This is a genomic window from Desulfoluna sp. CYM3A (assembly GCF_056829965.1).
Genome location: NZ_CP186556.1, coordinates 4,883,050 through 4,896,274 on the forward strand (window position 1 = coordinate 4,883,050; position 13,225 = coordinate 4,896,274).

Annotated in this window: 12 protein-coding genes; 8 read left to right on the forward strand and 4 right to left on the reverse strand. The window is 59.6% G+C overall.

Annotated features, from left to right (window positions below; genetic code table 11):
- The first annotated feature begins 206 nt into the window (after nt 1-206).
- Nucleotides 207-1,961 carry an ATP-binding protein gene (locus ACOYW1_RS24715; RefSeq protein WP_482420151.1) on the forward strand — a complete coding sequence of 585 codons (1,755 nt, stop codon included), beginning with the start codon at nt 207-209 and terminating at the stop codon, nt 1,959-1,961.
- Between the two features lie 9 nt (nt 1,962-1,970).
- Here ACOYW1_RS24715 and ACOYW1_RS24720 read toward each other — a convergent pair whose 3' ends face one another.
- On the reverse strand, nt 1,971-3,284 hold the full coding sequence (locus ACOYW1_RS24720) for an ABC transporter substrate-binding protein (protein WP_482420152.1): 1,314 nt from the start codon (nt 3,282-3,284) through the stop codon (nt 1,971-1,973).
- A 449-nt stretch (nt 3,285-3,733) separates the two neighbouring features.
- Complete coding sequence (locus tag ACOYW1_RS24725) at nt 3,734-4,081, reverse strand: RidA family protein (RefSeq protein ID WP_482420153.1); 348 nt, start codon at nt 4,079-4,081, stop codon at nt 3,734-3,736.
- Between the two features lie 315 nt (nt 4,082-4,396).
- Here ACOYW1_RS24725 and ACOYW1_RS24730 point away from each other — a divergent pair, with 315 nt between their 5' ends.
- From ACOYW1_RS24730 to ACOYW1_RS24745, 4 genes are all read left to right on the forward strand, one after another.
- The gene (locus ACOYW1_RS24730) at nt 4,397-4,702 is read left to right on the forward strand and encodes a hypothetical protein (protein ID WP_180142373.1); all 306 of its coding nucleotides are present in this window, start codon (nt 4,397-4,399) and stop codon (nt 4,700-4,702) included.
- Between the two features lie 55 nt (nt 4,703-4,757).
- Nucleotides 4,758-5,219: an SRPBCC family protein gene (locus ACOYW1_RS24735; RefSeq protein WP_482420154.1), complete on the forward strand. Its 462-nt coding sequence runs from the start codon at nt 4,758-4,760 to the stop codon at nt 5,217-5,219.
- A 312-nt stretch (nt 5,220-5,531) separates the two neighbouring features.
- Nucleotides 5,532-6,071: an outer membrane beta-barrel protein gene (locus ACOYW1_RS24740; protein WP_482420155.1), complete on the forward strand. Its 540-nt coding sequence runs from the start codon at nt 5,532-5,534 to the stop codon at nt 6,069-6,071.
- A gap of 370 nt (nt 6,072-6,441) precedes the next feature.
- A complete protein-coding gene (locus ACOYW1_RS24745; protein ID WP_482418224.1) occupies nt 6,442-6,747 on the forward strand; it encodes a 4a-hydroxytetrahydrobiopterin dehydratase in 306 nt (101 codons plus the stop codon).
- 3 nt (nt 6,748-6,750) lie between these two features.
- Here the strand turns inward: ACOYW1_RS24745 and ACOYW1_RS24750 are convergent, their stop codons facing one another.
- A complete protein-coding gene (locus tag ACOYW1_RS24750; protein ID WP_482420156.1) occupies nt 6,751-9,696 on the reverse strand; it encodes a PAS domain S-box protein in 2,946 nt (981 codons plus the stop codon).
- Between the two features lie 290 nt (nt 9,697-9,986).
- Nucleotides 9,987-10,943: a YbgA family protein gene (locus ACOYW1_RS24755; RefSeq protein WP_482420157.1), complete on the reverse strand. Its 957-nt coding sequence runs from the start codon at nt 10,941-10,943 to the stop codon at nt 9,987-9,989.
- Nucleotides 10,944-11,145: 202 nt separating this feature from the next.
- On the opposite strand from ACOYW1_RS24755, the gene ACOYW1_RS24760 reads away from it, so the two are divergent.
- The 3 genes from ACOYW1_RS24760 to ACOYW1_RS24770 all read left to right on the forward strand — a co-directional run bounded on the left by ACOYW1_RS24760 (nt 11,146) and on the right by ACOYW1_RS24770 (nt 12,883).
- The gene (locus tag ACOYW1_RS24760) at nt 11,146-11,325 is read left to right on the forward strand and encodes a hypothetical protein (protein ID WP_482420158.1); all 180 of its coding nucleotides are present in this window, start codon (nt 11,146-11,148) and stop codon (nt 11,323-11,325) included.
- Between the two features lie 72 nt (nt 11,326-11,397).
- Nucleotides 11,398-12,171 (forward strand): enoyl-CoA hydratase/isomerase family protein, encoded by a 774-nt coding sequence (locus ACOYW1_RS24765; RefSeq protein ID WP_482420159.1) that lies wholly within the window; start codon nt 11,398-11,400, stop codon nt 12,169-12,171.
- Nucleotides 12,172-12,295: 124 nt separating this feature from the next.
- The gene (locus tag ACOYW1_RS24770; protein WP_482420160.1) at nt 12,296-12,883 is read left to right on the forward strand and encodes an HD domain-containing protein; all 588 of its coding nucleotides are present in this window, start codon (nt 12,296-12,298) and stop codon (nt 12,881-12,883) included.
- Nucleotides 12,884-13,225: the final 342 nt, after the last annotated feature.

Genomic DNA, 13,225 nt, shown 5'->3' on the forward strand with positions numbered 1-13,225 from the left:
GCCGCCACCCTGAAGCCCGCCCCTGGGGGAGAGTCAAAGAAAAAAATCACGGCCCTGCCATGTTCCGGGTGGCGGTCATGCCGGAGAGGTCCTCATCATGGAATACTAAATTTTATAAAATAAATTATTATTGATATTCTATTTGCCTACAAAGTGTGCCATCATATCGCCATACTTACACCATCATCATGGGATATCAGGATATTATGCGCTCACTTATCACTGTCACCAACAGGCTGTGTGCCATGATCTGCACAGTTGCGGGAACCGGTTTGGCGGCCACGCTCCTGCCTGGGGCGGCCTTTGCCGAAACACCCATTTCCCAGCCACCTTCCCCGTTGTCCCCGGCCCTTCTCCTTGCCGTTGCCGCATGCGGGCTTGCCATGGCCTGGAACCTCACCCTGCGCAAACGGCTCAGTGCAAAAAATCGGGAGCTCACCCTTGAGCTGGCCCAACGGCAATCCGCGGAAAAAGAGCTGCGGGCCAACAGGCACAGGCTGGCCACCCTGGTAAGCAACCTCCCGGGCATGGCCTTCAGCCACCGCGTGGACAAAGAGAACTGGCCCATGGACTACACCAGCGAGGGATGCCAGGAGCTCACCGGCTACAAGAGCCTGTGCGCACCGGGCATGGAGCTCTGTTACGCCCAAAAAGTGGTCCACCCCGACGACATCGGTCCCAACCGGGAGACCATCATGGAGGCCCTGGCGGGAAAAAAACCGTATCGGCTGGTCTACCGCATCACCACGGCATCGGGGGAAAAAAAGTGGGTCTGGGAGCAGGGGGTGGGGCTTTACGGCCCCCAGGACGAATTCCTTTCGGTGGACGGCTTTGTCACCGACATCACGGAATTCAAGCGGGCGGAAAAGGCCCTGAAGGCAAGCAGAAAGCAGTTCCTTGACCTGGTCGTCAACTCTCCGGTGGGCATCTCCATCATCCAGGGCAACCGCGTGGTCTATCAAAACCCGGAACAGGAGAGGCTCTTCGGCCCCATGCAGGACAACGGAGACGTCTTCAGCCATATTGCCCCCCACGATGACGACAGGGAGAGCATCAAACGGTTTATCGAGGTGGTTCAAAACGGCGAGGTCGCCTGCAACGAGTCCGATTTCTGTTTCCTGCCGTCCACCGAGGGCGACAAAGGTCCCAAAGCAAGGTGGGTCCACTGCAGGGCGGCTCGCATCGTCTACCAGGAACAGGAGTCTGTCCTGCTCAACATGATCGACGTCACCCGGGCCAAGGAGCTGGAGCACATGGTGGGCATCAAGGACAAGATGGCCTCCCTGGGACGGGTGACTGCAGGCATCGCCCATGAGATCCGCAACCCCTTGTCCGGCATCAACCTCTACCTGGGTGTCCTGGAAAAAGTCGCCGGGGACCCCGGCCAGGAAGAAAAGACCCAAAAATGCATCCGCCAGCTCAAGGAGGCATCCCTGGACATTGAAACGGTCATCAGGCGGGCCATGGACTTTCTCAAGCCGGGCATGCCCCTGTTCAGGGTGATGGATGCAAACGAACCCGTCACCCATGCCCTGGGGCTCACCGAGGCCTCCCTTCGAAAGAGCGACATCCGCGTGGAGACCAGCCTCAGCAAAGAGCCCCTCCCCTGCTACGCAGACAGCAACCTGCTGCTTCGGGTGATGATGAACCTGATCCACAACGCCGCCGAAGCCATGGAAGAGCTGCCCGGCCCCCGGGTCATCCAGGTGAAGACAGCCATGGAGTCGGAGCGGGTGCTCATCGCCGTTTCGGACTCGGGCCCCGGCGTGCCCCAGCGAATCCGTGACTGCGTGTTCGACCCGTTTTACACCACCAAAAGCGACGGCACCGGCATCGGCCTCAGCCTGAGCCAGCGCATCGTCATGGATCACAACGGCACCATCCGCATCGGCCAGGGGGACCTCGGGGGGGCCAGCTTTGTCATTGACATACCGACCCGGCAGGCCATGGAAAACGAATAGCCAGAACCGTTACGACGACGGGGGCAGGGTGCCGGATTCTTCGTTGTACAGGGCGTCGGCGTCCCCGTCGGCCTCCTCCTCTTCATCAAACAGGTAGGGGTAACGCTGCTTCATGCACTCGGTGCAGATGCCGTGGCTGAAGCGGGCCTTGGTGTGGCTTTCGATGTAGCTCTCCAGCTTCTCCCAGTACCCCTTGTCGTTTCTTACCTTAAAGCAGCTGGAACAGATGGGGAGCAGGCCGTTGAGTTCCCGCACCTCTTCCAGGGCCTGGGTCAGCTCTGTAATAAGCTGCTCGCGCTCCTCCTCGCTTTGGATGCGTCGGCAGATCTCCGCCCGCATTCTCCGATTGTAAAAACAGAGGCAGACCCCCACGGAGACGGCCAGAATCAGCGCCGCCCCGCCTCCCCTCACCGCCCAATGGTCCCAGTCAAAGGGAATCGGGGCGGCAGCCTTGTAGAAAAACCCGGACAAATCGTACCCCGGATCTGCCAAGCCGATCTGCACCAGGGTCTCGGCCATGTGATTCCAGCGCCCTTCGTTCATGTGCCCAAGCTCCACCAGGCGCGGAAGAACAAGCTGCTTCATCTCCTCGAATTCATAGACGAGGTGCTCGCGGGAGGGACTGTCCGCCCCTTTGACGTAGGTCCCAAGGATGAGGTCAATGATCTCATCGGGATGCTCAAAGGCGTAGCGCCACCCCTTCATGGACGCCCGCACCATACGGCGCGCCCGATCGGGGTGTTTGCGCACTTCCGCTTCGGTTGTAAACAGGGTATCGCCGTAAAAATCGATGCCGTATTGAAGGGGGCGGATCACGCGGTAGGGAATCTTTTTTTGACGCATCACAAAGGGATCGGTGGTGTCATAGGTGGAGAGCCCGTCCACCCGTTTTGCGATGAGATCCTCAATTGAAAAATCATTCTGAACCCGTGTAAACTGGCCCGGATTCAGCCCTTCGGCCCGGATCATGGCCCAGACTTCGGCGTCGTTGGCTTTTTCGCCCATTTCGAGGCGACGCCCTGCAAAATCCTGGGGCGATGAAATGCCCGAATCCCGCCGCACGAGAATCACCGTGGCAGAGTGCTGGAACACAGGAGCAAGGGCCACAACAGGCATCCCGTTGAGACGCCACATGAGCAGCTCCGAACCGGCCACGCCGTAGGTGGCCTTTCCCTGGGTCACGGCCCTCACCGGCCCCTGCTTTCGAGAGCCGCCCTCCAGGAGCGTCACCCCCAGGCCCTCGTCCTCGTAAAAGCCCTTTTCCAGGGCAGCATAGTACCCGGCAAATTGAAAGTGATGGGTCCACTTCAGCTGAAGGGACACCGGCTCCAGAGCGCAGGCGCAGATCGGCGACAGAAGGACGCACAGCGCCCCCAGCAGCAACGACGGACCATGCCCGGCCCTCCCATTCCGTAAAAGATGCATTGCCCCCCCAGACCCGGCCCGGAAAGCCCGTACCGGTATTTCCCACCAAAAAGCCGCATGAACCCCGTCCTTGGGGCAAGGACGGCGACGGGCCTTAAAACATACCAAACCGTTCAAGTCATCGGCTTTTCGCCACCGTTTCTGAACCCGAGACAGCCTTTTTTTCATTATTTTATACTGACAAAGACAATGCACCCGGAAAAAACTGGGGCAGGCATGAGGCATTTCGCATTGATTCGAAGGATCGACAAGGGGAGGCAGGCAGCCCAGAGGAAGTGGAGAAAACCATCGGAAAAACACGGCCCCAGGCATCGTGCACCCTGCGGCCGGTTTTTTATCCGGGACATCTACACGGCGGCGACGATGGAGATCTCCACGAGGAGCTCTTCACGTGCCATGGCGGCCTGAACACAGGCGCGGGCAGGTGCCATACCCGGGGTGACCCAGGCATCCCAGACAGCGTTCATGTCCGCAAAGTATGCCATGTCCTTGATGTAGATGGTGGCGGACAGAATCTTGTCCTTGTCGGACCCCACGCTCTCAAGGAGCTCCTCGATCTTTTCGAGGGTGGTGGCGGTCTGCTCGGTAATGCCCTTTGAGGCGTCCTTGGCCACCTGGCCGCAGAGGTATACGGTGTTGTTGTAAACCACGGCGCGGCTCATGCGGGCCTTGGTTTCATAGCGCTTGATCTCCATATGGTGCTCCCTTGCTACACAGCCTGACGGAACAGGCGGTTGGTAATGATGGGGGCAGGTGCCAGGTCCCGAAACGTCTCCGGGCCGTTCTGACAACCACCATGTTCTGAATCTGATGACTATACCCAAACGCCTCTTGACGGATCAAGCCCCTTTTTCTCTGACCTGGTACCCAATCCGCCGCCCAGGCTTGCGATCCGGCCAAATCGCCCGTATACTGGGAAAAATTTCGGTCATGCAGAGGCCCCGCAATCAAGCCGGGGGCGTTTAACTGATCCCACCCGACACACCCATCAAAAAAAGGACTGCTACACCATGAGCAAATGGAAATTCGGATTCGGAGCCGCAGTGGTGCTCATCATCGCCGGATGGATCGCCTGGACCTTCTTTATCCCCAGTGAGGACATCAAAAAAAGCGTCAAGGACTTAAGAGCCGACGCCGTGGGGCTGGACAGGGTCATCACCCATACCCTCTACGACGGCTCGAAGAAAACCTGGGAGGGTCGCTTTAAAGTCTTTCCCTTCCCCTCCGAAGGCGGGGGCGGCGGCGGTTTCTCCTTCATCGACGAAAAAGGCAAGAAAATCATCTGCGGCCCCGGCTGGCGCATCGAAGAGCAATAGCTTCAACTGCGGCCGAAACCGGGCCGACTCATCTGTCAGACAAGGCAGGGCGGCCATGCACACCCTCAGGCAAAGCCAGCTCCTTCCCACCACCATTGACAAGGCGTGGGCCTTTGTCCAGGCCCCGGCCAACCTCGATACCATCACCCCGCCCTGGCTCCGGTTCGAGATCGTCTCCGACGTTCCGGAGGCCATGGAAGACGGGCTGATCATCGAGTACCGCATCGGCCTGCCCGTTCTCGGGCGCAGGCGGTGGGTGACGGAGATCAAGCACATCAAGGCCCCGTTTCGTTTTGTGGACGAACAGCGCCTCGGCCCCTACCGGTTCTGGTACCATCACCATGAACTCCGGGAGGTGCCGGGGGGTGTCCTCATGACGGACACCGTGCGCTACCGCCTTCCCTTCGGCCCTTTGGGCGAGCTGGTGCACGCCCTGGTGGTCCGCAGGACCCTTGAACGTATTTTTGCCCACCGGCGTCACCGCTTCACCGCCCTTTTTCCCGCCCCATCCCCTTGAAACCATGCCGTGCCAACCCGGGCACGACACCTTGGCAAGCCCACGGACACCCCTGACAACAAAGGGTTCCCCCTGCTGTGCTCCTCCCGCCCGCCCCGTGGCGGGTGCCTGAGAATTCACCGTGCCATCGCACCACCTCCCATCCTCCTGAAATCGAAACAAAACCCACCGCTCAGATCTAAAAGCACCTCCGCACAGTTCCCGCAAAAAAACAAAGGGCGAGACGTTCGGCACGCTTTGTGAACTTTTCCTCGTGTCAGTAAATGTCCATCACCACATTCATCGCTGCCACGCTAAAAAAGGAGAGACACCATGACACGACGCGTTCTACTGATTGTCGGCCTGCTTGCCCTGCTCACCCAGCCCGCCTTTGCCGCAAACTGCGGCACCTTCATGGGGGTCGGCGCCCACTTTGCGGGCAAGAACTTTGAATTCGACAAGTCCTCGGGGGCCAGCTTTGTGGCCGGTCACCACATACACACCGACTGGGCCCTGCTTCTGGAGACCCTGTTCCTCGACGATTTCGACATCTCCAACCCCCTTACCGACGACGATGTGGACGTCCGGCAGGTCGCCGTCATGCTCCGCTGGTACCCCGTCTCCTCAGACCGCGCACGGGCTTATCTTTCTGCGGGCCTGGGCTACCTGGACATCCATGTCAGCGATGACGGCACCGCCAACCACGGAAAGCTCTCCCGCTCCGATGCCTGCGCACGGGGCAACATGGGCATTGACTGGCCCCTCAACGACACCCTCTACCTCGAAGTGGAGCTGGCAGGCACTGCCGGCATAGACGATCTCTCCCTGGTGAGTTTCCACGACTGGAACATGAAGCTTCTCTACACCTTCTGAACCTTCGTGCAGCCATCGCCCCAAAAGACAGCATCGGTCGCTCAGCCCCGATGCCACGCCTCCGGCCGACCGGTACATCGCATCCCGGTCGGCCGGGCCGAAAAAGAGAAAAAAGGTGTATTTCCCCTTGATTCCACTGCACCATTTGATTACTCATGGAAGCACTGACAATCCGGCGAATCACTGGACGGCTTTCGCCTACCCCGGGTACTTCATGAACAAACGACCGCTCAAGGGCAATGATGCTTTATTACAGCCTGTTGTGTGGGTATATTCGACCCGTGGAAGATTCGGACAGAAGGGTATAGCCGTCTCGGCATGGACATGCGTTAGACAGGGCGTCAGACCGCCCGCAGACACTGGAGGTTTCATGAAATCCAATGGTTTGTCCCAAGAGGAGATCAGCATGCGTCTTGAGGAGTTGAACGACGCATGTCAGGTGCCCTGGCACCTGGAAGGAAATACCTTGAAAAAGCGGTTTGGCTTCAAAAACTTCAACGCGGCCTTCGGATTCATGACCCGTGTGGCCATCAAGGCCGAAAAAGAAGATCACCACCCGGAGTGGAGCAATGTATACGGCCGGGTGGACGTCACCCTGACCACCTTCGACACCGAGGGGCTCACGGAAAAAGACTTTGCCATGGCCGCTTTCATGGACCGCATATCCGGTCTCTGATCCTCACGCGGGGGCGGCGCCTTCAACGGGGAGACAGATAGAGACCGTTGTCCCCTCACCAAGACGGGAATCCACGGTAAGGGTTCCCCGGTGGCGTGTTACCACCGCGTGGGTCACGGCAAGACCGAACCCCATCCCTTTGCGGGAGCTTCGCTCCTTGGTGGTGTAATACGGATCAAAGATATGGGGCAGATGCTCCTCGGCGATGCCGCACCCCGAGTCACGTATCGTCACGTCCACACAAGAGGTCCCGCCGGGAGCAGGCAGCCTCCGCGGCCCCTTGTCGGAACAGGCGCAGCTCACCCACACCGTCCCTTTCCCGCCGCAGGCCTCCAGGGCATTTTCCAATACGGCATCGATGGCCTGTCCCATCTGGGCCCCGTCCACGGCCACCAGAGGCGTTTCGGGTGCCAGGTCAAGGTGCACACCGGCCCCCTGTCCCCCGGCCTGTTTCACGCATCGGCGAAGCACCTCCTGAATCGAAACCGTGGCATCCACCCTCTCCCCCCGGGCCGACAGGGTGATCATCTGTTCCACCAGGTCCCGGGCCCGCTGCACGGCCTCATCCATGGTCGCCAGGTGCTTCATGGCCGGCGACTCCTCGTCAAGGCAGAGAGATGCCAGCTCCACACGCCCCACCATAACGGCAAGCAGGTTGTTGAAGTCATGGGCGATGCCCCCGATAAACGAACCGATGAGATCCAGTTTGCCCTGCTTGAGCAGGGCCTCCTGCATGGAACGGTACTCCGTCACATCGGCAAGGCTCGCCCGGATACCCACCACAGCGCTGTTTTTGACGATGGGGGCCGAGTGCAGCAACACCCGCCTCTCCTCACCAGCCCGGCTGATCATGCGGTACTCGGCGGGCTCCACATCCCCCCCGGCCAGGGTGATCTCCACCCGCCCCATCACCCGCGGCCGGTCGTCCGGGTGAAAGGGATCGAGGGCGATGCCCGGGGTCTCGAAATCTTCCGGCTGAATCTGAAAGGCCTTGAGCGCCAGGCTGTTGACGTAGGTGACACGAAGGGCCAGGTCCACTTCGCAGACAATGCAGGGCAGCAGCTCGGCCATCTCCCGGAACCGCTCCTCGCTCTCGCGAATTGCCTGCTCCGAGGCTTTTCGCTCGGTGATGTCGTCCACCACCCAGAGCACCCCTTTGTTGAGGTCCGGGGGCACATGGGTATCCACGGCCTTTCCCGAAAGGCTGCACCACACCGCAGAGCCGTCACGGCGCTTCAGCCGATAGTCGATCTGCGTCCTGCCCCCGTGGACCAAGGCGTCGTAGTGATGGGCCCCGTACCTTCTGAAGGCATCTTCGCTGAGATGGAGTTCCCTCATGGAGAGCCCCTCCATCTCCCCGGGGGTACCGTACCCGAGGATCTCAGCCATCCTGTCGTTGGCTTTCCAGAGGGTTCGCCCCCCCTTGAGCAGCATAATCCCCACCATGCTGTTTGAAAAAATGGTGGTCAGCTCCGTCACCGCGGTGTGAAGCTCACGGGCCTTCCCCTCCGCCTCCCGGGTCCGGGACCGCACCATGGCCTCCAGATGCTCTGTGGTTTGTTCCTGAAAAGCCCGTCCCTCTTTGAGCGAATCGACCATGCTGTTAAAGGAAAACGCCAGGCGAGCCATCTCATCTTTGCCCGACAGGAGGACGGTCTTTCCGTCGAGGTTTCCCCGGCTCACCCGCTGAGCCTGCCGCTCCAGCATTCGAAGCGGGCGGACCAGGCGTTCCCTCAGCACAAAATAGAAGAGCCCCAGGGCCAGGGAGGTAAAGATAACGGCACCCATCACGATCTCCCAGCCCATGCGCCGTGTGGCCCGGCCGTAGTCGGCCCGGGCCGTTTCCAGACCGGCAAAAAGGGCATCCTCGGGTACGGCACTTCCCAGCACCCACCCAATGCCCGGCAGCACATGGTGGGAGACAATCCAGACCCGCCCGCCAAGCCGGAGGTGCCCCACCCCTTTGTCCAGGCTCATCACCCCGTGGGCATAGCGCCTGACCTCGCTGAACGACGAGGTCAAAAGGCTCCCCATGCCGTTTCCGTCGGATGGATCCGGCACCCCGAACATTGCCAGGGCCCGCTTCGGAAACAGCAGCGGGGTCCCCCCTTCGTCCACAAGGAACCAGAACATCCCCTCCACGTCCTTGGAGCTGGCCTCTTCATGCACCAGCGGGTCAAAAATATCGGACACGGGCAGGTCGATGCCGGCGATGCCCTTGAACTCCCCAGCCTCTGTGACCACAGGGGTGGATGCCGTGGCCACCACCCCGCCCATGGCGTCATCCCTGTACACGGGGGTCCAGACCGTCGCCAGAGACGGGTTCTCCTCCGGGGTGGCCGCCGAAAACCACCGCTGTTTCACAATGCCCTCCATGGTGAGCCCGACAAAGGCCTCCCGGGACACGGTATTCGGGTAGTATTGGGAAAATCCGCTGGTGTAGATGACGTAGGCTGCGGCGGTGGGCATGGAGGTGTGCCCGAAGATCTCGAGATAGGGGAGAAGGCAGGCGTGGCGATCGCTTGGCGGGAAGGCCCCTCCGGCATCTCCACCCGGAAGGCGAAGCAGAAGGGAAGGTGCATCCGAAGGGCCCGCAAGGGTCCCGGTGGAAATGGGTGATAACGGGGGAAGGGTTCCGCAGGGGAAGGACCCGCCGGGGCCGTCTGCAAAAACGAGGTCCCGGGATTTTTCGGCAAGCAGGGCCGAATTCTGGGCGACCTTTTCAAAGAAATGGTTGTAATGGAGGGCCCGCTGCCGGACCCGCTCCGTGAGGTTCAACTCCACCCGGTGGTGCAGGGTATTCACGGCCCGATCGGCAAAGGTGTCCCCGAACTGCTGGACATGGCGGGTCGTGAACATGGCAAAAAGAACCGCAAAAAGCAAAAGAACCATCGAAAGAGTGACCGTCAGCTGTACACCGATGCTCGACTTGAATCGAATCACACCCATCTTTTTGACACACCCCACCAACCAAAGTGTCTACACACAAACACATCCCCCGCCAAACCCAATTAAAAACCAGACACCACCCGGCATCGTCAACCATAAAAGCCCCTGGCCGGGGATCGTGCCGCCCAGAGAGCCCAACCGTGGCCCTGTCGCCCGGACAAAAAAAATCATCCCCTTGTTTCACAACGGGAAAATACCCCATGGGACGGCATCCCCCGAAGGTTTGTTCCCTTGAGCCGTTCACGGAAACATCCGGGGAAAGCCCGACGGCCCGATACCGCGTTCCGATCTCAACGCCCCTTGCCGGAATCCGACATCTTCACCAGGGCGTTGGGAAATGGCTCCATGATCACCTGGCTCAGGAGGTACGCCTGCTCAAAGCGAACGGCATACCCCTTGATCAGGCGAAGCAGGGCGGCAAGGGGAATTCGCTCATCCCGGTACTCTTCAAGGCTCTGGAGGAAATAGGCCTTCTCTTCCCTGGAAAGGCCATCGGAGACCCAGCCAAAGGCGTGCAACAGGGTGTTGATCATGGAAGGTGCCCGTGGCCGTGCAGCCAGGGCTTTTTTAAGCTCCTCCTCGTACAGGGCGAACACCTCGGCCACGGGGCGCTTCTCATGGTTGGCCGTGATCTTGCCGCAGGCACGGAACCGGGTCTGGTTCCAGGCCATGAGCAAGAGCTTGTGGGTGCTGTGAAAGGCCACCAGGTCCCGCATCCGTCCACTCTGTCGGGCCTTCCGAAATCTGGCCAGGGAAAAAATCCGGATCAGGAACTGCTCCCGAAGCTCAAAGTTCTTCAGCCGCCCCTCGTCCTCCACGGGAAGGCCGGGGAAACGATCAAAGACGGCGGTGGCAAAAAACCCGCTGCCCCGCTTTGCCTTGGCAGATTTTGCCAGCCCCTCGTACACCTTGACGTCTGACGGGCCGCAGGAGGGGGACCGGTTTTTCAGGAGAAACCCATCCACTTCGGGAAGTGCGTCGAGGCAGGTTTGGGAAAAGGCCGCCATGGTATCGGTAAGGACCGTCTCCGTTGCGGGCTGGTAAAGGTGCAGTTTCTTCTCAATCCTGGCAAGGCGGATGGGAGAACGCGGCACCCCGAGACCAATCTCCACCTCGGGGCAGACAGGGGTAAACGTCACATGGGATTTCAACTGCGTCACAAAGGAGTCCGAGAGCGCCTGCCCATTGTAACGACACGCTTCAAAGCCCAGGCACTTGCTCACCAAAAGGGTGGGTTTGACAACCATGGAAGGGTATCCTTATGGAAAAAAGGCCATGCGTTGAGAAACACTCTAAGGAAGGAGGGGTCTTTTAAAAATACGCTCTGGGCCCTTATTTTTCAAGCACTTATACATTTGCCCAAGCCAAAGGGATCTGATAGAGATGGATCAGGGGCGTAAAAGGGGTTTTATGGCCCATGGCTGTCAGGCGACTTTGCAGGGTGTCAGCATGTTTCACCCGTTTCCCACCCATGCACCGACGCCCAAGGGCCGTCTCCTTTGCCGGAGACCGGTGGGTTCCCATGGCATCGCCGCGGTGAAGCGTTGGTTTTCCATGGTTTTCAGCGGTGTGGCGATTCCCCGGGACAAGCCCTTTCACCTCCCCGGGCCCACCAGGCACGGATTTTGATCTGTTCCTGCCCTAAGCCCCATTGACCCGCCGCTTCCCTTTCCAAGCGGCCACCCCACACGGAGGTACGCCATGATCCACCCTCCCCTGCAACACAACACCGACCTTTTTACCTGCGAACGGATCGAAGAAGTGGAGGTCCTCACCTTTCATAAGCACCTGCTCCACCACCTCACGGACCTCACGGCTAAAAACCGGATTCTGGACTATCTGGAGTCCGTCTCCAGGGACCCCACCATCCGCGTCTTCCTGATCCTGGCCTCCCCCCAGCGCCTGGACAAAGAGAGGTTCCTGGAGTTCTATCGCCAGTACCTCGGCACCACCTCCATCGCCGACCAGACCCTGCTCAAGCGCCTCTACAACGGCCTCAACCAGTTCATCATGAAGCTTTACAAACTCAACCCCTTTGTGGTGCATGCCGGGGGCGGGGACACCGCCTTTCTCTTCATGAACCTCTCTTTGGCCTGTGACTATCGCATCGCCACCGAAGAGACCCTCTTTCAGAACCCCGGCATGGAGCTGGGCCTGCCCCCCAAGGGCGGGGGAGTCTTTTTTCTCTCCCACCTCCTGGGGCCCGCCAAGTGTGCGGAGATCCTCTACTCGGGCCGGGACATCAACATGGAAGAGGCCCTGGGTCTGGGCCTGGTCAACCGCGTCGTCAAAGAGAAGGACCTTCGCACCAGCGCCCTGGAAACCGCCCACGCCTTCGCCCATCGCAGCCCCCAGGCCCTGTTCGGGATCAAAAAGCTGCTGAACTACGGCATGAAAGACCTGGAAGAGTTTCTGGAGTATGAAAACAAAGTGCTGGAGACCACCCTGAGACGCCACCAGCACGAGCAATTGTAAGGCCCCCCTTGCCTTTGGAAACAAAAGGGTTATCTTTATTTTTTTGGGAATAGGGCCGCCCCCAATGTGATGGAGACTGTCCGTGCCCTTCCCCTGACCCGTCACCCAAGCGCAAGGAGCCGTCATGAGCCTTCCCACCCGTAGCGACGCACTGGAACTTTTCAAAACCTACAACACCTCCGAGAGCCTCACCCGCCACGCCCTCTCCGTGGAGGGCGTCATGCGCCATTTTGCCGAAAAATTCGGAGAAGACCCCGACGAGTGGGGGATCATCGGCCTTGTCCACGACATCGACTACGAAATGTATCCGGATGAACACTGCAAGAAGGCGGAAGAGATCCTTTCGGGCGCCGGATGGCCCCAGGCCTGGGTCCGGGCCGTAATCAGCCACGGATGGGGCATCGTCACCGACGTGAAGCCTGAAACCAAACTGGAGCAGACCCTCTACGCCATTGACGAGCTCACCGGCCTGGTGGCCTCCACTGCCCTGGTACGCCCCTCCCGAAGCGTCATGGACATGAAGGCGAAATCCGTGAAGAAAAAATGGAAGGACAAAAGCTTTGCCGCGGGCGTGGACCGGAGCATCATCGAAAAAGGGGCCGAGATGCTCGGCATGGAGATCTCCGAGCTCATCACCGAGACCATCCTGGGCATGCGAAAGGTGGCAGACGACATCGGCCTCGGCATGACCGAAGCAGACAAAGCCATGTAGGTTGAAAAACAAGCCTGCGTGGCCCAGGGGGGGCCCCAGGTTGCCTCCGGCGGGTCTGTTTCACGAGTCGAGTGCACCCAATATTCAAGGCTCTGATAACTCAGATGATGGGTGCACCCGGGTCGCCCGAAGGGTAAGAAAGTCGACCAGAAAACGATAAATTACATGTTACATATTTGGGGCGGTCGTTTTCTCATGAAATATCCGGGTTAGGGGTTGCCACCAGTCACCAGCATGCTATAACCACACGTGATATAAAAAATCCACCATGCGGACTCCATACTCTTATTTCTCCTCTGTGTGTCTGCTGCAAGCCATCAAACCCCGACGTGCAGCATCACA